The sequence below is a fragment of the Brevibacillus sp. 7WMA2 genome, from assembly GCF_010748895.1.
GTDB lineage: Bacteria > Bacillota > Bacilli > Brevibacillales > Brevibacillaceae > Brevibacillus_B > Brevibacillus_B halotolerans.
This window is the reverse complement of the sequence record NZ_CP048799.1, coordinates 2,645,527-2,667,649: the sequence shown is the minus strand read 5'-3', so window position 1 is coordinate 2,667,649 and position 22,123 is coordinate 2,645,527. Positions and strand designations below refer to the sequence as shown.

Annotated in this window: 13 protein-coding genes; all 13 read left to right on the top strand. The window is 42.4% G+C overall.

Going from position 1 to position 22,123, the window contains the following annotated elements:
• Positions 1-31 precede the first annotated feature (31 nt).
• The 13 genes from GOP56_RS10725 to GOP56_RS10665 all read left to right on the top strand — a co-directional run bounded on the left by GOP56_RS10725 (position 32) and on the right by GOP56_RS10665 (position 22,020).
• Entirely contained in the window at positions 32-5,548 is a 5,517-nt protein-coding gene (locus GOP56_RS10725) for a non-ribosomal peptide synthetase (RefSeq protein WP_163245561.1), read from the top strand.
• A 449-nt stretch (positions 5,549-5,997) separates the two neighbouring features.
• Entirely contained in the window at positions 5,998-6,549 is a 552-nt protein-coding gene (locus GOP56_RS10720; RefSeq protein WP_242401313.1) for a TetR/AcrR family transcriptional regulator, read from the top strand.
• A 7-nt stretch (positions 6,550-6,556) separates the two neighbouring features.
• Entirely contained in the window at positions 6,557-6,976 is a 420-nt protein-coding gene (locus GOP56_RS10715) for a DUF3995 domain-containing protein (RefSeq protein ID WP_163245560.1), read from the top strand.
• Between the two features lie 11 nt (positions 6,977-6,987).
• Entirely contained in the window at positions 6,988-8,130 is a 1,143-nt protein-coding gene (locus tag GOP56_RS10710; protein ID WP_163245559.1) for an FAD-dependent monooxygenase, read from the top strand.
• Positions 8,131-8,323: 193 nt separating this feature from the next.
• A complete protein-coding gene (locus tag GOP56_RS10705) occupies positions 8,324-8,620 on the top strand; it encodes a hypothetical protein (RefSeq protein ID WP_003336465.1) in 297 nt (98 codons plus the stop codon).
• A gap of 346 nt (positions 8,621-8,966) precedes the next feature.
• The gene (locus tag GOP56_RS10700) at positions 8,967-10,067 is read left to right on the top strand and encodes an ATP-binding protein (protein ID WP_003339890.1); all 1,101 of its coding nucleotides are present in this window, start codon (positions 8,967-8,969) and stop codon (positions 10,065-10,067) included.
• Complete coding sequence (locus tag GOP56_RS10695) at positions 10,028-12,409, top strand: DUF5682 family protein (RefSeq protein WP_163245558.1); 2,382 nt, start codon at positions 10,028-10,030, stop codon at positions 12,407-12,409. Before GOP56_RS10700 ends, GOP56_RS10695 begins: the two co-directional genes overlap by 40 nt.
• Positions 12,394-13,536, top strand: a complete 1,143-nt coding sequence (locus tag GOP56_RS10690) for a VWA domain-containing protein (protein ID WP_163245557.1) — start codon at positions 12,394-12,396, stop codon at positions 13,534-13,536. The genes GOP56_RS10695 and GOP56_RS10690 overlap by 16 nt, the downstream gene beginning before the upstream one ends.
• A 33-nt stretch (positions 13,537-13,569) precedes the next feature.
• Positions 13,570-17,121 (top strand): DUF4132 domain-containing protein, encoded by a 3,552-nt coding sequence (locus tag GOP56_RS10685; RefSeq protein WP_163245556.1) that lies wholly within the window; start codon positions 13,570-13,572, stop codon positions 17,119-17,121.
• 69 nt (positions 17,122-17,190) lie between these two features.
• Positions 17,191-18,828 carry an SWIM zinc finger family protein gene (locus tag GOP56_RS10680; RefSeq protein ID WP_163245555.1) on the top strand — a complete coding sequence of 546 codons (1,638 nt, stop codon included), beginning with the start codon at positions 17,191-17,193 and terminating at the stop codon, positions 18,826-18,828.
• Between the two features lie 11 nt (positions 18,829-18,839).
• Positions 18,840-19,127, top strand: coding sequence for a hypothetical protein (locus GOP56_RS10675; protein ID WP_003336471.1), 288 nt, complete (start codon positions 18,840-18,842; stop codon positions 19,125-19,127).
• 411 nt (positions 19,128-19,538) lie between these two features.
• Complete coding sequence (locus tag GOP56_RS10670; protein ID WP_163245554.1) at positions 19,539-20,015, top strand: hypothetical protein; 477 nt, start codon at positions 19,539-19,541, stop codon at positions 20,013-20,015.
• Positions 20,016-20,484: 469 nt separating this feature from the next.
• Positions 20,485-22,020, top strand: a complete 1,536-nt coding sequence (locus tag GOP56_RS10665) for an AraC family transcriptional regulator (protein ID WP_254068687.1) — start codon at positions 20,485-20,487, stop codon at positions 22,018-22,020.
• Positions 22,021-22,123 lie beyond the last annotated feature (103 nt).

The window sequence follows — 22,123 nt, the reverse complement described above, 5'->3', positions numbered from 1 at the left end:
GGTCAAGCTCAAAAAATAGGAGTGTGTACATATGCCCCAAAACCTCAAGACGAATTGTGCCGAGTTGCTGACGCGCCTTCGCAATGAAGGAATTTTTCTATGGGAAGAAAATGGAAGCCTGCGCTACAGAGCACCCAAAGGAACGCTTGCATCCGGCGATTTACAAGCGCTAAAAGAGCATAAAGAAGATATTTTGGCTCTATTGCGTGCCGAAAAACGACCAGTGACGGTCATATCTGATCCTCAAGCCCGGTTTGAACCTTTCCCGCTGACAGATGTGCAGTCAGCTTATTTGCTGGGACGCCATGATCTGTTTGGTTACGGAGGTGTGGCATGCCACATCTATTTGGAACTAGACTATCCCAAGCTCGATCATAAACGAACACAGGAAGCTTGGAATCTGCTCATAGCACGCCATGATATGCTACGGGCAACGATCGATCAAAATGGAGAGCAGCGCGTTCTGGAGAGTGTACCGCACTTCGAAGTGGCTTATACCGACACCAGCGGCTTGACTGAACAGGAGGCAGCAGCCAGACTTGGGGACATTCGTGAAAAAATGGGGCATCGTATTTACGATACAGCTCGTTGGCCCTTGTTTGATATTGGCGTGACCAAAATGAGTGATAATACCGTGCTTCATGTATCCATGGAATTTCTCATCGCCGATTGGGCAAGTATCTGGCTACTATTGGCGGAATTTGAGATGCTCTACAAAGAGTCAGAACGAACGTTGCCTGAGCTATCCCTTACATTCCGTGATTATCTAATCGCCGAGCGCAGCTTAAAGGAAACAACGGCGTACGTCAGGGATAAAGAATATTGGCAGCAACGAATGGATACGTTGCCCCAAGCTCCAGACCTACCTTTAACTAGACAGCATGAAAACGCAGGAGAGGCCCGCTTCCAACGCCGATTCATCCGATTGGACAAAACGGCCTGGGACACGTTCAAGCAACGAGCTCAAAAACGTGGATTGACACCAACAACTGCTGTGATGACTGCCTATGCCGCTGTGATTGAGCGATGGAGTCGAAACAGTGCTTTTTGTCTGAATCTGACGTTATTAAACCGGCAGCCCTTACATGAGCAAGTCCATGATATTGTCGGCGATTTTACATCGGTCAATTTGCACGCCGTAGACTGGGATGGGGAGCTCTCCTTCCAAGAACGAGCGCGTACCATTCAAAAACAGCTATTTGAAGATTTGGATCATCGCTTGTTTTCTGGTGTAGAGGTTATGCGAGAAATGGCACGCAGACGCGGACGTGAAGCTGCTTTGATGCCTGTAGTGTTTACGAGTGCGATCGGGCTTGTTGAACCCTCGGAAGGCAGCCAGCTAACAGGTAAAATCTCAGGGTACGGTATCAGCCAAACGCCGCAGGTTTTCATCGATTGTCAGGCTATGGATAGCTCAGCAGGGCTACAAGTCAATTGGGACGTGCGAGAGGGTGTCTTCCCAGATCAAATGATTGACGACATGTTTGATGCGTTTGCAGAATTGCTCCATGCGCTGGCTAGAACCGAGCAAGTCTGGGAGACAGGGGATGTGATTACGTTACCTGTCTGGCAGATTGCAGAACGCAACAGTGTCAACGCGACAGCGGCTCCCTTGCCGGACTATTGCCTGCACGAGCAAATAGTAAAGCAAGCATTGGCAAATCCAGACCGTCCTGCCGTGTTTGATAGCGAAGGTCACATGACATACGAAGGGCTGGTGAAACGTGCTTATGCTGTGGCCAACAAATTAAAAGAGCTTGGCTGCAAAGCTCAGGATCGCGTTGCTATCGTGATGGACAAATGCGCGCATCAGGTTACAGCAGTATTGGGTGCTTTACTAGCTGGGGCTGTTTACGTTCCATTTGACATAAAGCAGCCAGAATTACGTCGTCAGGCTATGCTGGAGCAAGCGAATGTCCGCTTTGTCTTAACGATGTCCACAATACAACTGTCATTGCCAAGCAACCTGCAAACAATTGAAGTGGATAACGTTGAGCCATCTCAGGATAAGCCGATCCAATCACCAGCAAATCCAGACTTACCAGCTTATATCATCTACACTTCTGGTTCCACTGGTCAGCCGAAAGGGGTTGTCATTAGTCACCGCGCAGCAGCCAATACCATTGCGGACATCAATCGCCGCTTTACTGTCAACAATGAAGATCGCGTGCTGGGTCTTGCTCAACTAAGCTTTGATCTGTCGGTCTATGATATCTTTGGCCCGCTGTCCGTTGGTGGTGCATTAGTTTATCCGAATGCCGATCGACAGACCGACCCATCTCATTGGGCCGAGCTAATGGTTGAACATGGGATTACCATGTGGAATTCGGTACCAGCCTTAATGCAAATGCTGGTCGCTTATTTAGATTCTGAACCTAGCATACATGTACCAGCATTGCGTCTGGCCCTGCTTTCCGGTGACTGGATTCCTCTGACGCTGCCTGACATAATGCAAAAACGAATGCCTTCTGTACAAATCGTCAGTCTGGGTGGGGCTACAGAGGCTTCCATTTGGTCCAATTACCATATATATAAAGGTCTTGAAGCTGACTGGAGCAGTATTCCTTACGGTCTGCCGCTCGCAAATCAGGGATTCCGTGTGTTAGATTCACAAATGCGTGATTGCCCGGTGTGGGTGACGGGAGAGCTGTATATTACTGGACATGGCTTGGCCGAGGGCTATGCGGGTGATCCGGCACTTACTCAGGAGCGATTTTTGCTACACCATGCAGATGGAGAGCGGCTTTATCGTACCGGAGATTTAGGGCGTTACACCCCCGGCGGTGAAATCGAGTTTCTGGGCCGCGAGGATAACCAAGTCAAAATCAGAGGCCATCGGATTGAGCTTGGTGAAATTGAGTCCGCTCTACTTAAGCATCCTGCCGTCGCCGTAGCTGGCGTTGTGCTAGATAGTACGAGCGATGAACAAGTATTGCTGGGTGTTGTGGAAGCCGATCGCCAAAAAGACCGGAATCCTGAAGCAGAAAATGCCGAATTTACAATGCTGGTAAACGGGATCGGCGAGCAAGCCAGCGCTGTAGCAGATCGACTGAGTAAAGCAGAAATCGAGTCGGCGATGGCTGACCTTGATCAGGCCGTGCTCCATTCCATGCTAGCCGCGCTGCAAAAGCTAGGGTTCTTTACCAATAATGAAAAATATTCAATGGAAGACATTCTGCAATCTGACGGAATCCTTCCCCAGTATCAGTGGATTGTGCGACGCTGGATCGCAAAGCTGACAGAAGCTGGCATGCTGCTTGAGCACCCTGAAAAACAGTTCAGTTGCTCGATACTGCAAAACGCTAAGACGGTAGATGAGTATTGGACACAGGCAGAGACAGCGTGGACAAATATGCTTCAAACAGCGGGCTTTACCGCCTATGTGCGAAAAAATGCAGAAAAGCTACCGGAGCTACTAAGCGGTCAGCAGGATGCGGTTTCCTTGCTATTTCCCGAGGGTAAGCTCGACCACGTACGCTCCTTGTATGTTGAGCATGTCATGGCTACCTATCTCAATCAGTCCATGTGCGCACTTTTACAACGCATCGCCCAACAGCAGACCGGCAAGACCTTGCGGGTTTTGGAAGTCGGAGCGGGTACCGGTGCAACAACAGAGAACGTCTTAAAAGCACTAGAAGGCCTTGATGTCGAATATGTATTTACAGATGTTGCTGCCTTTTTCATTCCGGGAGCTAAAGCCCGTTTTGGACAATACCCAAATATCCGCTTTGGAGTTTTTGATGTAGACAAGGATTATCGAGCACAGGGGTTGGCTCCTAACAGCTTTGATGTGGTGCTGGCTGCTGGGGTATTGGAAAACGCACGTGACATTCCGGCAAGCATGAACAGGCTGAAAGAACTCATTTGCCCTGGAGGCTGGCTCGTATTTACGGAACCAACTGTGGAGCACTTATGGATACTAGCTTCGCAGGCGTTTATGATGATGGAGCCGGGCGATCTGTTGCGAGCCGAGACTTCTTATCTGGACCATGAAGGATGGATGCAACTGCTACAGGAGGAAGGGGACGAAAATGTTCTATCGTTGCCTGAAGAAAATAACAAGCTCTCTTCTCTAGGCTTCCATCTGTTTGCCAAACGTTATAAACAGGACAGATTGCCAGTGAGAGCGGACGAGCTGGAAAGCTTCCTTTCCTTGCATCTTCCCGCCTATATGCTTCCTTCCCATCTGCAAATTGTAGATGCACTTCCACTTACCGGAAACGGCAAGATAGATCGGCGTGAATTGGCAAAATGGCGGCCTGCATCGAATGTACAAAACACCATAGCAGAAACAGAAGAGGCTGATCTGGATATGCTGGAAGAACAGCTTGCTCAAGTCTGGGCGGAAGCATTGGGTATTTCTAGAATCGGCAGAACGCAAAGCTTTTACAAACACGGCGCTGATTCACTCATCATGGCGCAAGTCGCAGGAAAGCTACGTGACAAATTGGCTGAGGACCCAACACACGGGGAAATTCCTTTTGATGCCCTGCTCAGACAAATGCTGAACTATCCGACCGTGGCTGCATTGGCAGAATTCATACGCTCACGCAGTTCAGAAGGAAAACAAAATCATAATCAGGAAGTGTCTTGGCTAAAAAATCAGGGCAATTCAAGCAATGCAGTCATTATTCCATTTGGGGGCGGGGAGACAGGACCACTGAGAGTTGTGTTCCACGCTGTCTTGGGTACAATGGACAGTTTCCGTCCACTTCTGGAACAACTAAAAGAACAGAATTTGGGGAACGTAGTGGGAATCGCCATCGCGGATATCGAGCGATATTGCGCGCTTGATCCGTCCGAACTCATCGAGGCAGTTGCGGACGATTATGCGGAGTGCCTGCTACAAAGCGGTCAAAAGCAGATGCAGCTTATTGGTTATTCCCTAGGCGGTTTGATTGCAATCGAAGTAGCCAGACGCCTTGTTGAACGGGGAATCCATCTCGCAGACCTAGTTCTAATTGACATTCCGCCGATTATCACGGAATTCGATGATGATCTGCTGGTCGAAACACTCTTCGTCCCAAATCTGAATATCACGCTTGAACAAGCTGGTTTTGGTGGAGTCCAACAGGATGATTTGGCCCGAGGTATCATGCAGCTTATTGAGAAGCACGGACATTTTATTCCACAAGGCTCTGGATGCACTATCGGCGGGGATGACGGACTTGACAAGGTGGGTGAGCTATTCCAACGATTGTCTACACTCGACAGGAGAGAACGCTTTACGGCTTATGTTGAAGCAATTGCCAAAGCTACTGGAGAGCAAATGCCTGTTGAAATGGCGGAAGGCTTGTGCAAGGTCTTTCATCAAAGCTTTAAGGCTGCCCGCTTCACACCTCCACCGTACATGGGGGACATCCGTTTGTTGTTGGCAAACGAGCCGTTTCTATTTTTACCGCGCACCAATGAGACGACCGTTGATTTCTGGACAGACATTTGTCTGGGTGAACTAGAAGTAATAGCAATCGGCGGGAACCATTTTAGTTGCATAGCGGAACCGAACGTAAGGGATCTGGCACGTCTGTTAGCAGTACCACTTGGTTAAAAATAAGCACTCCGAGAACTAAATAGGGGAAAATAGTATAAGAGGGATGTCTTTAGGTGTACCTATTAAAGCGGGTTCACCAGTGAGGGCATCCCTCTTCTTTTGCCTTGCCATACGAAAAAACAGCCTTGGGACTGAAGCCACCGAAGCCATCGAAGTCATCCAAGCCACCCAAGCTAAATACCCTTGCAGAATCCATCTCTCTAAATAAAAACTCACAAAAGCTCTGACATTTTCGCTTTTGTGGAGGTTTTTTTGTTCTTTTACATAGAAGAGTAGCTTTAATCTGAGAGCACATCCAACAATAAATAAATATTGAAAAAAATTCCTTTTCTATCTATAATGATGACTGTAGTCATAAAATGACTTTGGTCATTTAATCAGAATGGATGGTGATGGTTACCTTGTTAAGGGATGTAAGGAAACAAGAGCTTAAGGAACACATTTTCATGCAGGCTTTACAATTATTTAAAGAAAAAGGCTTCGAGAATGTGACGGTTGAGGAAATTACAAAGGCATGCGGCATCGCTAAAGGCACGTTTTATAATTATTTTCCCAAAAAAGAAGCCATTCTACTTCATCTAGGCCAAACACAACTGGAATCATTTTATCAAGGGGTAATACGCTACGCTGATGAGCCGGATTTAAAGAAAAAGCTCACGCTACTCTTTCACAATTTGTTTGCACGTTATAGAGAGCATTCCGATTTGATTCGACTCATTATTTTAGAATTGATGCGTTCTACCTTACATATTCAAGAGGAAATGGGTGTCGTACAAAAATTTCTAGAAGCCATTATGTCCATACTTGATGATGCCAAAAAAAGCGGTCAGCTTTCCGAGCACATGAATACGGAGGATGTTGCTGCTGTGCTTATGGGCATTTATTTTAATTCGCTGATGGTTTGGTTATCTCAAGACGCGGACGTTACGGAGATAGAAAACATTTTTCAGCGCCAATTTGAGATTGTCTGGCAAGGTATTTGTCATTTGGAGGATTGAGGAATAAATGGATATTCTTCTTGGGATGTCTGTCCTACTTTTGGTGAGTATTAGCTGCATGCACGTATATTGGGCGTTTGGCGGAAAATGGGGAGGAAGTGTTGTTATACCTACCGATGAATCCCAACAGCCTACATTTGTCCCAGGCACCTTAGCTACCTTGCTTGTTGCTTTCCTGTTGCTTGGAGCGGCACTGCTTCTGATGGCACGTGCTGGGATTTTCCTATCCATTTCCTCTCATCCACTTGTAAAGTGGGGATGCTGGATTTGTATGGCCGTATTTGGACTTAGAAGCGTGGGCGATGGTAGATACGTGGGGTTATTTAAGAGGATGAAGCATACACGTTTTTCTACGTATGATACTTATCTGTTTACACCGATTTGTTTATGGCTATGTTTCAGCTTTTTATATGCAATCAGTCGATAGGAGGAGAAGAGATGAAAAATAAATCTTTTCTGATTATAGGTGGAGGCATTGCTGGCCTGACAGCTGCTATTGCACTACAGCAATTAGGACTTGATGTAAAAGTGTATGAACGTTTTCCAGAGATTCGCCCTGCTGGAGCTGGAATAATGATCGCTCCTAATGCTTTAAGAGCCCTAGCACGCTTAGGCTTAGACAAAGCAGTGCAAAAGCAAGGCTATGTAAGTCCTAGAGGCATTGCTATTCTAAACAAACAAGGTTCTGTATTGTCTGAAATTTCTACAAGCTCACAGCAGTATTCTACGGTATCCATTCATCGAGCGGAATTGCATCAAATCCTACTCTCAGCGCTACGACCAGGCACTGTTATTCTTGGAAAGGCATGCTCTGATACTAAGCAGGATGAGGATGGTGTAACCGTTACCTTTGCAGATCAGACTGAGGTTTCGGGAGATTATTTACTTGCGGCAGACGGTATCCATTCGGTTGTAAGGAAGAAGCTGTTTCCTTCCATTAAGCTACGATACTCGGGCTATACTTGCTGGCGTGGTGTTGCTCCATGCTGGCCAGATTCTGGAGAGGATTCGCAATTTACTGAAACGTGGGCTGCACAGGGACGTTTTGGCGTCATACCATTAACAAATGAACGAACCTATTGGTATGCCTTGGTGAATGGACCATCTGGGGATAAGCGGTATGCAGAGTATCGGATTAAGGATATCATCCAAATATTTGAGGGATATCATTCTCCAGTTGCGCAGGTATTATCAAGAACCCCTGATGATAAGATGATTCATAACGATATATTTGATTTAGAGACACCTGAGCAATTTATTTCCGGTCGCTCGCTCCTCCTCGGTGATGCGGGACATGCGATAACGCCGAATTTGGGACAAGGGGCTTGCCAGGCAATCGAGGATGCCTTAGAGCTTGCACGTTGTTTCATACAGCATTCGACTGTCGAGTTAGCCTATCGAGCATTCGAGATGCGACGAATAGAAAGAGTAAGAGCAATCTCTCAGCTATCTCTTAAAGTAGGTAAAATTGCCCAATTAGATAGCCCACTTCTTTGTGGGTTGCGAAATAGTGTCATGAGACTCACGCCAGCTTCTCTACAAAATAAACAAGTAAGCAATCTATTTCATGTAGAATTTTAAGCTAGCCCATAGAAGCAAGCTTCTCTAGCAGTACAACTAGAGAGGTTTGCTTTCTATTTTTTTATGTCTATTTCTACATTAGAAATATTCATATAATTATTATTTAATTTTATCCCAGGTTTATCCATTTTTATTGATTTAATGGTAAATTATATACAGGTAAAACAAATATATTACTTGGGAGGAAACAATTGTGTTTAAAAACCAAATGAGAAGAGTTATGGCTGTTGGAATGTTGAGTTTTGCTGTTCTGTCAGTAGGGTCCGTAGTTAGTGCTGCACCTATCTCAATAGATCACAGTAAGTACTCTATTGCTCCCGCAAGTGATTATTTACAAGGGATACTACCAAAAGAAGATTTCCCTACTATTGAAAGTATTCCGACTGAAAAAATGAGCGGAGGTTGTTATGCCCTTACTAAGTATGTTTTAGAGAAGGTCGAAGATGAGGGTGATAATTGGCTAGTTACGTATAAAAAAGTTGATGAATAAACTAAAAGATATAAATTCTTTTCTATATATCGCTGTTTATAAAAAGGCGCTTCTAGCGTCTTTTTATGTTGTTATAGCAAAAAAAATCTGAGATTCTACGACAAGTCACTGTAGTGCCATGCATAAAAAATCGTAAAACCAGAAAGTTATGTCAAAAATTCATCCAACAATCCCAATTTTTACCCAATAATATTGCTGTTAATGCCCGTATACCCTACATTGAGACTTTCTGCCCTTGTGGTAGTAATTCATATTTTGTTATACCATGTATAGTTCTTCCTTAACAAAAGGAATACCTTTCCAATCCGGGAAGGAATGCTAGAAGAAAGGATGTGCTATGGAGCCTATGATGACCATGAAGCCCACGATGGAAACGTTGTATGAAACCGAGCTAAAAGCCCTAGTAGCTAATGACAAAGGTTCTAAACCTCCAAATTGGCTATTGTCCCCGAAATCTGTCAGAGATTTTATTCTGGGTGCAGAGGCTCCGCTAAAGCTAGGCGAGGAAGAAATCACCATCACGAAGAAATTTTACGGTGATGACGTGCTAATTGAAAGAGCCATTGTCTCATTAGCTGGTAATCGAGGGCTAATGCTAGTGGGTGAACCAGGGACGGCAAAAACAATGCTAAGTGAACTATTATCAGCGGCGATATCAGGAATAAGTACCAATACGATTCAAGGTACTGCTGGGACGACGGAGGACATGATTAAGTATTCCTGGAATTATGCCATGCTATTAGATAAAGGTCCTAGTTTTGAGGCTTTAGTTCCTTCTCCTTTATATACAGGGATGAAAAAAGGCATCATTACCCGTTTTGAAGAGATTACACGATGCCCGTTTGAAGTCCAGGATGTATTAATTAGCATTTTAAGCGACAAGGTGATGAATATACCTGAAATTGAAGATGGGATTTTGTTTGCAAAACCAGGCTTTAATATCATTGCGACGGCAAACATCCGTGATAAAGGCGTAAATGAAATGAGCAGTGCCTTAAAACGTAGATTTAATTTTGAAACGATTTTCCCTATCAACCATGTGAAAATGGAGGCGCAAATCATTGAATCCCAATCTAGGAACATGCTGCAACAAAGTGGGATTGATATTGCTGTTGACTCTTCCATTGTAGAAGTTCTCGCCACCACGTTTTTAGAATTGCGAACAGGAGAAACGTTGGAAGGCTATAAAATTGATAGTCCACAAGCCGTCATGAGTACTGCTGAAGCTGTTTCGGTCTATGTTCAGAGTGCGATGACTTCTTATTTTTATGATCATAAGCCTATTACTTTAGAACGATTGGTTCAAAATATGCTGGGTGCTGTAGCGAAGGAGAATCATAAAGATATTCATATTCTGCAAACCTATTTTTCAAAGGTTGTGAAACAACGGGCAAAGGAAGAGGGCTTATGGGGAGATTTTTACAATCAGAAGAAATGGATCAGATAACCGAGCTATGTGAGAAAAAAATTTATAATCTTGCCAATCAGGTTATCTATTTCCCGATTCGTCATCACAGCCCTGCTTGTTCTTTCCACCTTAAAAAAACGATTGAGGCCTATAAGCCAGAAATTATTCTGTTGGAAGGGCCGGAGAATAGCAATCATATGATTGAAATACTGACACATGAGGATACAACGCCACCCGTCAGTATCTATTATGCCTACAGGAAAGAAGAGCATAGCTATGCCTGCTATTTTCCCCTGCTAGATTATTCACCTGAATATGTAGCTTTAAAGGAAGCGAAACGAAGAGGGATTCCCGCCCAATTCATTGATATAAGCTACGGAAGTCAGCAAGAAAGTAAGGAACATGAGCATGATGATGATCAAGAATCCCGAAAAATCTCTTATCATGACGAAACTTTGCTTGCCAGTTCAATTTTTATTAAACAACTTTGCCAAAAACTGAACTGTCGGCATTTTAATGAGCTTTGGGAAAAGGTTTTTGAAGTGGAAGGACTCAAGAAATCTACTAAGGATTTCGTGAAGGAAGTATATACATACTGTTATTTCTCCAGAATGTGCTATGAGGAAGAGATGCTAGAGACAGAAGGGCACCTCATCCGTGAAGCACATATGAAGAACAATATTGTAAAAGCACAAAAAGAATATGCGAGAATCCTTGTCGTTACAGGAGGGTTCCATACCTATGGATTACTAGAGGATAGAGATGCAACCTATAAAATCAAACAAGTAAAAAATGAAAAAGTATATCCGATGGTATATACCTTTCGTGAAGCGGATCACGTAAATGGGTATGCAAGCGGAATGCCCTATGTGAATTACTATGACACAGTCTGGAGGGCAATTCAGAAGAAGCAGTCCCATCCTTATAACAAAAGTGCGGTTCTGTTCTTGGCCCAATTAATAAAGAGCTTGCGAGAAAAAGGAGAAACGGCGTCAGTTTCAGACGCTATTGAAGCCTATCATTTAGTACAGGGGCTTGCTAGTTTTCGTTCCAAATCGGAGGGCGGGGCCTACGAGCTACTTGATGCTGTTACCTCTGCATTTGTAAAAGGCGAGTTCTCACTTGCCACATCACGGCCCTTAGATACATTACGAGAGCTACTCACGGGCGATAAAATTGGGAAAATTGCCAAGAATGATTTAGATGTGCCGATTGTACGCGATTTTAAAGAAAGAGGCAAAACATATAAGGTAAAGCTACATACAACCAGTAAAAATAAGAAAACAGTAGACCTGTATGCTAAACCGCTGCATCGAGAGACTAGTTACTTTTTTCACTGTCTACAGTTTTTAGTACCAGAGTTCTGTCAAAAAATCACGGGGCCTGATTGGCTCGAAAATCGCAATATTAATTTAGGGAGAGAAACCTGGTCCTACAGCTATTCCTCCTACATAGAAGCGAGGCTCATCGAAAATTCGATTCACGGAGGAAGCGTTCGAGAAGCGGCGATTCATAAAATCGAGGAGTGTATGAAGGAGCTTCCGGATCATCATAGCAGAGTGGCAGCTAAATGGCTTTTGAAGTCAATGCTCATGGGACTAGAGGAATTGAGCAGTAAGCTTTTCGATCTGGTTGAACAGTTTGTCAAGAAAGATGGAAGCTTTGTCTCTCTGTGTCAAACTCTTCAAACACTTACAGTTCTTTCTGAACAAAAACGCTTATTTGCGCTGAAGGAAACGGACCGATTGCAAAAGCTCATAGAGGAAACCTATTACCATGCCGTAACAAAAATCTATGAGATCACAAAGCCTAACCCAGATGAAATAAACCACATCGTAGAATACCTGAAATTTCTTTACATGCTTTCCTCCAAGGAGAGCTGGGGGCTTTCCGTTGATATTTTTAGAGATCAACTTGCTAGTCTCCTTGCCGTCAATGATATTTTACCTCGGCTTAAAGGCGTTATCATCGCTATTTTATGCAATCTGGACGTATTGGATCGAGAGGAAATCGCGTTAAAAGCAAGGGCGTACATGCTTGGTACTCCTGAAAACATGTTGCATACTGCAGCGTATTTACAAGGGGTATTTACAATAGCTCGTGATGTGCTTCTACACGATAAACAGTTGCTAGAGGATTTGAACAATCTGATTGGCAAGCTGTCCTATGAGGAGTTTTTGCAGATCGCACCAGAGCTGCGTTTAGCCTTTACTTATTTTACACCTATGGAGATCATGCTTATTTCAGAGAAAGTGGCCGCTATATTCCAAACTACCGCGGAGGATGTGCAAGCTCCAGTCATTGAGGAACGACTACTGCAACAGGCGAGGAAGATGGATCAGGCTATTGAGAAGGAGTTTGCAAAATGGAACCTCATATAAACAAAGAGAATCTCAATCGCTGGAGGTTATTATTGGGTGAGAATTCCAAAGAATCATTAAACCGTATTGATGGATATAAAGAGGCCGATTTTACCTACTCTGAAATAGATGACATCCTAGGCTACCTCTACAATCGAGAGTATAAAGAAGAGCAAGGGTATCGCGTAAAAGGCGGACAGGGAGGCTCCCAGCTTACTGTTCCTACCTGGATACGTAAAATCCGGACCATTTTTCCAAAGAAAACGGTTGAGATTCTTGAAAAGCAAGCGATTGAAAAGTACAACATGACCGAACTACTCACGGACAAAAAAGTGCTTGAAAAGCTTGAGCCTAATATGACATTGCTAAAAAATATTCTTCAATTTAAAGGATATATGAAGGGCGAAGTAGTCAAAACCGCCAAGGACATGGTGCGAAGAGTGGTAGAGGAATTAAAAAAAACACTGGAATTTCAAATAAAAACGAGTGTTGTGGGCAAGCGTAATTATCATCGCAGGGGATACATAAAGTCAATTAAAAATCTGGATTATAAGAGAACAATCAGAAAAAATCTGAAGAATTACGATAAACAAAAAAAACGCCTATTTTTAGATGAAGTATATTTTCACAGCAATACCCAGCAACAAAATAAATGGAACATTATTATAGCTGTAGATGAGAGTGGGAGTATGCTGGACTCGGTAATATACAGCTCTGTCATGGCAAGCATTTTTCATCAACTGTCTTCTCTTAAAACAAACCTCATCATTTTTGATACAAAGGTAGTAGATTTGACAGATCGATTAGAAGACCCTGTTGATCTATTGATGAGTGTTCAGTTAGGAGGAGGGACACATATCGCAAAGGCGCTGAAATATGGGAAGACTTTGCTTGAAAACCCCAACAAGACAATATTTATTTTAGTGAGCGATTTGGAGGAAGGCTACCCTATTAATGACATGTATCGTACAAGTAAAGAGATTATTGATACGGGCTGTAGATTCTTGGTTTTGACTGCATTGGATTTTGAAGGAAACGGGGTATATAACCAGCATGCCGCACGCACCTTGGCCGATATGGGAGCGCATGTTGCCGCCATTACGCCAGATGAGCTTGCGCGTTGGATTGGTAAGATTATCACCTCATAACCTTATTAGAGGGCATATTAAGGAGGGTTTTCGATGGTTTTAAAAAAAATAGGAAGTAATCCGTTAATCACTCAATTTGCTGATAAATTTGTGAAAGACTACTCTGGACATTACTCCAGACATAATCCACAAAGCTATTCCATTGACTCCAATCAGTATAATCAGATCATTGCTTATGTATCTGGTGAGTCGGACAAGTTTCCTAGTATTCTCGTCCATCCAAAAGTATATGCCTATGGTTGCATGTCTCACCTAGAAAAGATGGGGAAAAACGGGACAGACGAAGCCTTCTTTAGAGCAGCAGCTATCCTCTTTAAAACGAGTGCAAATGAAAGCCATAAAAGTAATGTACTTCGTATTTGCATTGAGAATTTTATGAAAACGATCATGCTGTCACAAACCAACAAGGATATAGAGGAACAAAAACAGATCGTCGTCCGCCAGCTGTGTGATACGAAGAAATATATAGGAGATGCAGCGATCTCCTTTTATGTCGACACGCTCATGAAGAGTTATACATCAAGTATAAAAAACTCATATTCCGTCACAGAATCTGCTGTTCCTCTGTTGCTAACGCTCCATTATCTGTCTCTTATTGATAGCAGCTATCTTGAAGAGATAAAGGAGCAAATTCAACCCTTTATGTACTACCTGCTTACTGAGAATGTAGAGGGCTTGCAGCAAGAGATTTCGACAGCAATCAAAGCATTAGCTTCTAGTACCTTGGCGAAAAAAGATTGTGTATCGGCTATTTATTTGGATAAACAAATCCACAAGGAGAAGATAGAGGCTGTTCAAAAGCAGCTTCAACTGATTCCTGAGTCTCAACCAGAGAAAACACTCAGCCGTTCTGAGTTTAATCTATATGCAATGCTAGTTCCGGCGGCTCTGCTCTACCGAGTAAATGTACGAGGCAGCAAAGCCAATTTCTTAGAGCAACAAAATGAACTAGATCGAAAGCTATTAGGTGCAATGACCTTGCTCTATGAAATTGTCCCGCTTGATGTAATCAATTCCTTATCTTCCGGGCATCGAGAGCAGGAAGCGGACCTGTATGAAATGCTTGAAGGGATTATACCATTGACAGAACCCTATGAATTAATTATCTACGCAATTAGGGAAATGCGTGGTTATCGAGTGGAGTGGCAGACGGTAGAAAAAAGATTCCTTGTGAATACCGAGAGAGCGAAAAGAGCGATGGTGCTTGTGTCGGATTGGTTAATGAAGGGGTATATATTCAAGACACTTCAGGATCATGGGATTGATATGTCAGATCAGAATATCACATTGCATGATATGGTGCTTGCTTCTCTCAAGGAAAATAACAGAACTCATAAGCTCTATCGCTACCTTACCGAAAAGATGTCCCTGCAAGAAATCTTGGATGAATTTACGCAACCAGCTTCATCTGCTACTAAATTTAATTCCTATGATATAAAGGATCAATTATTTTTATTCACGTTCCTACCAGTGGAGAATCCGATCATTGAACGATTTGTCGCTTTTCTCAGTCATTATGGGACCCAACAAGAGAACATGTCCCTTATTCATATGCTGTTCTCCTCATCAGCATTTGACCCTGAGAAATGGATAGCTGCGTATGTGGATCATCCACAGGTGAATATTGATCGTTTTTTACTTCATATCCTTAATTATAAAGGTTCAATTGATTACTACAGCGAGCTGTCAGAGGATTCTTACCAAAGAATTGTTTTAGGGAATATCGAAAAAAGTCTACAATTGTATAGCCAATTAGGTGCCGAAGCAAGAACGTCCATTTTAGAAAATATTTTTGAGAAAAAGAATGAGCTAAGCCAAGATTACTACTATCAAGCCATTCAGCTAGGTCTGCAAGATACTTCTAAAAAAGCAAGCAGCATAGCGCAAGCAGAGTTTACGAATATAAAAAACAAAGACCTGTATATTCGTATCTATCAAACAGAAAAGAAAGCTAAGCTAAAAGAGCTGGCCTTAGACGCCCTGCGCGGAGTAGAGGACTATCAAAGCATTTATCGGGAACTACTATCAAATGAGACGAGTGCTAAGTTCAAAACGTTACTGCAAAATGTAATCGATGCTGCTAACCAAAGTCCAGATAAGGCACATGCAACATTTGGAACCGTAGTAGACAAAAGAAAGCTAGCACGGTTGAAATGGCTGGTGATTGAACAATTGCCAGTATTGCTAGATAAAGAAGGCGGGGAGCTGGATGCAGAAGTAAAAGAATACATTTTGACACAATCTGTTGATTTTACGACAGCACCCAACCCTCATGTTTTAAAGGTGAAGGACTATGCTGCACCCCATTCATTAGCTGATTTTGCAATGGAATTATACACGCTATGGCTGGCTAATCAGGCCCCTGCTAAGGAAAAATGGGTTTTGTTTGTATGCACCTCTCTGGGAGATCGGAGAATCATAGATGAGTTAAGCAAACAGATCAAGGTATGGGCGGAAGCAGGACGAGGGGCACTTGCATCAGATGCCGTTAAAGCCCTGTCCTTTATGCAAGAAATAGCGGCGTTTGTGACCATTGATCAGATGAAACGAACTGTGAAAAATAGACAGGTGAAGGCAGCGGCAGCAGAAGCCCTAACCATGGCAGCACAGAACTTAAACATAACGCCTGAGGAATTAGAGGATCGATTAGTTACGACACTAGGCTTCGATCAACGTGGAAAGCGTATTTTTAGCTACGGACAGAGAACGTTTACCGTAAAAGTAAATAATGACCGCCAATTACATGTAACCAATGATGAAACGGGAAAGGTAGTTAAAAATTTACCTGCACCTGCACAAAAGGATGATGCTACCTTAGCTGAGCAAGCTAAATTGGAGTTCGCCCAATTGAAGAAGGATGTAAAAAATCTCGTTACGATTCAATCCTTACGACTGGAAGAATCGCTCTCTAAACAAAGGCTGTGGAGCACAACAGCTTGGAAAAATCTCTTTGTAGAAAACGTGATGATGCAGAAATTTGCGATTGGTCTTATCTGGGGTGTGTATGAGGATGGCAAACTAACAGATACCTTCCGTTACATGGAAGATGGTACTTTCAATACGGTAGATGAAGAAGAGTATGAATGCAAGGAAGATGCGCTTATTGGATTGGTGCATCCAATCGAGCTTACAAAAGACGATCTGCAAGCATGGCAAACACAGCTTGAGGATTATGAAATGAAGCAGCCATTTCCTCAGTTGGATCGAAAGCTTTACTTCCCAACCGAAGAACATCTAAAAACGAATAGAGTTACCGATCTGCCAGCAGAAGAATATTCACCAAGTGCCTTTCCTAAAACAATAGAGAAGTATGGCTGGTATAAAGGAATGGCACAGGATGCAGGCTTCTACCATGAGTTCTATAAAGAATATGGGGATATGATTGTAGAGCTAAAATTCAGTGGTGCTAGTATTTCTTATTATGATGGCATGGATGATATTTCTTTAGAAAGCTTAGCTTTTTATACTAATAAATTTGATCGTTATTATTACTATGAAAAGAGCCAGCCCTTACCGATTTCTACTATTTCACCGCGTTTATTTAGTGAAACGATTTTCGATATCATGCGAGCTACAGGAAAATAATAGGCTACGTACTGAGGTGGGAGAAATCTCACCTCGGTGCTGAAGCTATTTTTCAATAAAGAGGTGCGTATGACAGATTTTTTAATTCAATTTGAGCAACTTATAGCACGTTGTACAGAAGAATTTCTGATCAAGCATGCGAACAAAGGCTTATATAATCGTGCCGTGAAGGATATGGAAAAAGGGTTACAGGTGGCATTTACGTTTGAAGCTGATCAGGTGGTCTGTAAGCTAGAAGACGAGATTGTATGTCATGTAAAAGCTGATATGAATAGCCATGTCTGTAGCTGTCCCTCAGAGAAAATCTGTAAACATATCATAATGGCTCTCTTATCCTATAAGCAAAATTATGAGACGAAGGTAGAAGCGAAGCCTGCCGATTTTTCGTGGCTTTTTACCAAGCCCTTGGGTGAAATATACGATCAGTTTACGGAAGCACAGGTGGAGGAGGTTCTGTTTCGGATTTCCTATGCAGAGGAGCTAGAGATAGGAGAGAGTTCGTTCCTTACCATAAAAATGAGCTGGCAGGACGTAGAGGTTTCTTTTATGGAAGAGGCGGATATACGGAAGAGCATTTGTAGCTGTAAACAAAAAGAAAGCTGTATTCATAGATTAGAAGCGATTCTTAGGTATAGAGCAATACATCAGGTGATTGATGATTCGTGGTATCAAACAAATAAACATATCAATTACTCGTTGGACGTGGTGCAGGATAGCAAGCAGATCATAACGGAAATCATTAGTCTGGGCTTGGCTAAATTACCTGAGACGATTTGTGCAAGATTGGAAGTTTTAGCCATTGCAGCGCATAATGGGCAGTTAGCTCAATTGGAAAAGGATATGAGAAATATCCATGGACAAGTAACGTTGTTTTTTCAGCGGCATATCCGTTTTTCTCAAAAAGCATTTCTCGAAAAGCTAACAAGTACCTATTTACGTACGGTTGCCTTAGAAAAAGAACAAAGTCAGGAGCAACTACGACAGGTAATTGGGCGTTTTAAAAGTAGATACTACACAATTCCCAGATTGCGACTATATGCGCTAGGAGCGAATCCGTGGGCGACCCGATCCTCCTATAAAGGGATTACCTATTACTTTTACTGCACAGATGATAAAAAGATATATAGCTATACGGATTCGAGACCTGTTTATTATGAAGGAATCGAATTTCACTTTAAAGAACAGTATGGGCAGAAATCTCCTTGGGGAAGAGAGTGGAGGATGAATGATTTATCTCGATCTCAGCTTGAGCTACGAGCATGTAAAGTAAATCGGGAGCAACGCATCTCTTCAAGTGAGGAAACGCTGTTAGCATTAAAATCAAGAGAATCCATTGAGAATGTGGATTTGGGGGATTTCCTAATTCATAATTGGAACGAAAGGCACGCTAGAGATCAGCATATGGCTTTATTCCAGGGCAGACAGGAGCAATTGGCTATCATACAAGTAAGTAAGGTAAACGGCTCGACCTATGAACAAGGAACGCAAAATTTTATCTTTACTGTCAATGATCAGAAGGGCAATGAGCTTGTCATGACGATCCCCTATAACCAGGAATGGGAAAAGACGATTCCTTTTTTAGAGAAGGATAAGAAATTTTTAGAGCTTCGTGATTTTTATATATTTGCTCACGTTTATGAACAGCATATCTATCCAATCAGCTTTTTAAAAGGCGAGGCAGTGACCAATCTGAAGCTGGATTTTTAGGGGCGTGATACATGATGAATGCGCTGGAGCAGCTTGTTGATCGAATAAATCCGTGGAGTGAACGGCTTTTGTTAAAGGGTTTAGCGAAAATAAACGAGCAAGACATACAGGAAGTAAATCAATTTATCATGGCTGCAAGGCAATTGGACATGAACTTTTTGATACAGTTGCTAGAGAGAATAGAGGCGCAGGGGAGGGCATATGTGCGGAGTAGCAGAGCAGATATAGCGGATGTAACAGAAAGCTATTTTTATCTTTGTCAGTATATGGAGTTTATTAACAAAGATACCTCTCTATAATAGAATGATTTTTGGGCTTTGAAAAAACTCAGAGTCGGGTAAAATACATGAAAATCTGTTCAGATATGTTTCGGGTGCACCTATGAATAGGGGCACTTTTTTTGTGCAAAACGAGCCAATCGTTTGGATGCTGTAAATTTCCCCATGCTGTCTAGGAATGTTACCCATTATTATGTTTTTGATAAAATTTATACTCCAATTTCTGGATATTCTGCATACTTCCTTTGTCTTTTACATACTCTTGTTCAAAAGAGGTAAGACTTCCTTGAATATCAGTAATTTTTTAATTGACTTCTGTATAACAAGTGTTCTTTCTACATAACCATTTTAAAGAAATAGGTATTCGCCTAACACAATTCATTTCCGTTTATCATTCAATATCTAGAAAGATTGATAGGAGGTGTAAATGTTATGTCTGGACACATATGTAGGTCAGATGAAAAAATTACTTATGTTACAAATGACTTTCTTCCACAAGTGATTCGTCCTGCTAACATAGTGCCTGTAGTCATCAATTTGAATAGCGCCTCAAATGCATTTGGCATTATATTTGAGCCAACAACCGACACCATTACGATTATCAAGACTGCAATATATCTCACGCAATTTAGCATACAAATCTCTACTATTTCTTCTCCTCCCCCAGCAAATCCTACTTCTCTTCTTACATTCGAGTTACTTCAAAATGGGGAAACGATTATTCCATCTCAAACAAGCTTTCATTCCAATCATCTCGATACAGCTTATGTAACCTCCACTTTATTACCCCAACTCTTTCATAAAGGGGATAAGATTCAGATGGTACTGTCCTCACCAAATCCTATACCTGCTGACACATTGCTCCAAATTGATTTTGCTAGCATCACGATTTTCGATATTGATCTGTAATTTTTGCTGATCATGCTAAGATTGAAAGCGTTCACTTTTCTTCATACACGCTAAAGGGGATTCCTAGGTAGCTTGCCTTGGGAATCCCCTTGAATTTTATAGATTTCTTTTTGGATTTTTCGATATTGAGAAGTAAACATCCATAAATTCCTGTCTGAATAAAAAATATATTTTCTGGAAAACGAAAAATGGTATCATTTTTACTATCTAGCGGTAAGCCAAACAGCATGATTTGTTAAAATAGAAAATTCTAGCTTCATTTGGTAAAGTGGATGTTATGAAAAATAAAACCTGCCTTTTTCGCAATGATCAGTGTATATGCATAGAAAGCTGTAGGTAAATGATGGATATTGGTGGTGTACATAGGATGGACAACAGGATATGCCGTAGCGCTGATAAATGTATGCTTGATGAGTTATCCTTCAGACTTCGATCCATTGAGGCTGTGAAGGGTGGGGGTCTTTGCCAATTGAAGCAACAACTTGCTTTTTCCTATGCGCTTATTGTCATGACCAGTGGAGAAGTGCAGCTCGTACTGGATCATCAGCAATGGGAACTGGATAAAAATTCAGTGTACGTATGTAGACCAGGACAAACCTTTGGAACACTCGCATTGAGTGAGGAGATGGGGCTCTATGTGTTATATTTCGATGTATTTAGGCATGAGCCCAATCATGTAAGCTGTATGACGATAAGCAAGGATGAACAGTTGTTTCCTTATAAGGGGAAAATCTCTGTTTACCCTTCTGATAAATTGGCATCCATGTGTGAGGATTTGAATCGTCGTTGGCAAAGCAAAGCTCGTACAGGCCGTTTTCGTTGTCAGATCGATTTTCAGGAAATCCTGTTCTATATCAATCAGAATTGTCGGACGAAGCCGGAAAATGCATATTCAGCACTCGAATATGTAAAGCAATACATGGAGGAACACTATACCGATTCATTAACGATCGATAAGCTGGCACAGGTGGCCGAAATCAGTCCGAAATATTTTGTCGATTTGTTCAAAAAAAAATACGGGATAAGCGCGATGGAGTATGTTGCTAAGCTACGAATACAGCAAGCGAAGCGACTTATGGCGCAATCAGATGCTAGGCTGCGCGACATCGCTCATCAGGTAGGCTACGCGGATGAATTCTATTTTAGCCGTAAATTTAAGAAGGAGATAGGCGTTTCACCTAATGTTTATATGAAAAGTCGCCGTCGAAAGCTGGTGGCATACAGCCCGGCGCATGTAGGCTATTTATTACCGCTACATATTATGCCGTTTGCTGCTCCACTTCACCCCAAATGGACGGAATATTATTATCGAGAATATCGAAATGAAATCCCTGTTCATATCAGCGCGTATCGTCAAAACCAGAACTGGCAGGAAAATATAGAGCTGCTTAAGCAGATATCAGCAGATGTCATCATTGCCAATGATAATCTTCCGAAAATAGAAAAGCAGGCCTTAGAAAAAATAGCTCCCGTGTTCTATCTCTCTGTATCGCAAATGGAATGGCGTCAGCAGTTTCGCCTTCTAGCGGAGTTTTTGGGAGAGTCCTGGCAAGCAGAGAAGTGGCTTGAGGAATACGATCGGAAACTTCAAATGGTAAGAGAGCAATTGCAGCCTGGGCTGGAGAAGGAATCGGTTGTTGTGATCCGATTAGTACAGCAAAATATGTTTATCCAAAATAATCGTGGGATCTCAGGCATGCTGTTTGATGATTTGCAATTGAAACCAGCTAGTGTGAACAAAGCAATAGATGCTACTAAGCCCATTTCCATAAAGGAGCTGAAAGCATTGAATGCTGATCGCCTTTTCATAATGATTCGTCAGGAAAGCGAAACATTGGCTATCTGGGAAAAAATCCAAAATGAACTGCAGTGGCAAACCATGTCAGCGGTTCAGCAGAACAGAATTCATATGCTTACTTCTGATCCGTGGCTGGAATATTCCCCGCATGCCCATCTCCGAATGCTTGATCATCTTACGGAGCTATTAGCTGTAAATCGTCCATAATTGTTCTGGATATTGTCTATGGTACTGCGATGGCTAATTCGCTATGATCAATGTTGATAATGGTTATCAGTTGGATAATTTGTGCAGGCAGTGGTGAGGAGAG

What these genes read in the sequence shown, in the direction of transcription:
- GOP56_RS10725 (WP_163245561.1), top strand. Translation starts at nt 32, where the DNA reads ATGCCCCAAAACCTCAAGACGAATTGTGCCGAGTTGCTGACGCGCCTT.
- GOP56_RS10720 (WP_242401313.1), top strand. Translation starts at nt 5,998, where the DNA reads ATGCAGGCTTTACAATTATTTAAAGAAAAAGGCTTCGAGAATGTGACG.
- GOP56_RS10715 (WP_163245560.1), top strand. Translation starts at nt 6,557, where the DNA reads ATGGATATTCTTCTTGGGATGTCTGTCCTACTTTTGGTGAGTATTAGC.
- GOP56_RS10710 (WP_163245559.1), top strand. Translation starts at nt 6,988, where the DNA reads ATGAAAAATAAATCTTTTCTGATTATAGGTGGAGGCATTGCTGGCCTG.
- GOP56_RS10700 (WP_003339890.1), top strand. Translation starts at nt 8,967, where the DNA reads ATGATGACCATGAAGCCCACGATGGAAACGTTGTATGAAACCGAGCTA.
- GOP56_RS10695 (WP_163245558.1), top strand. Translation starts at nt 10,028, where the DNA reads ATGGGGAGATTTTTACAATCAGAAGAAATGGATCAGATAACCGAGCTA.
- GOP56_RS10690 (WP_163245557.1), top strand. Translation starts at nt 12,394, where the DNA reads ATGGAACCTCATATAAACAAAGAGAATCTCAATCGCTGGAGGTTATTA.
- GOP56_RS10685 (WP_163245556.1), top strand. Translation starts at nt 13,570, where the DNA reads ATGGTTTTAAAAAAAATAGGAAGTAATCCGTTAATCACTCAATTTGCT.
- GOP56_RS10680 (WP_163245555.1), top strand. Translation starts at nt 17,191, where the DNA reads ATGACAGATTTTTTAATTCAATTTGAGCAACTTATAGCACGTTGTACA.
- GOP56_RS10675 (WP_003336471.1), top strand. Translation starts at nt 18,840, where the DNA reads ATGATGAATGCGCTGGAGCAGCTTGTTGATCGAATAAATCCGTGGAGT.
- GOP56_RS10670 (WP_163245554.1), top strand. Translation starts at nt 19,539, where the DNA reads ATGTCTGGACACATATGTAGGTCAGATGAAAAAATTACTTATGTTACA.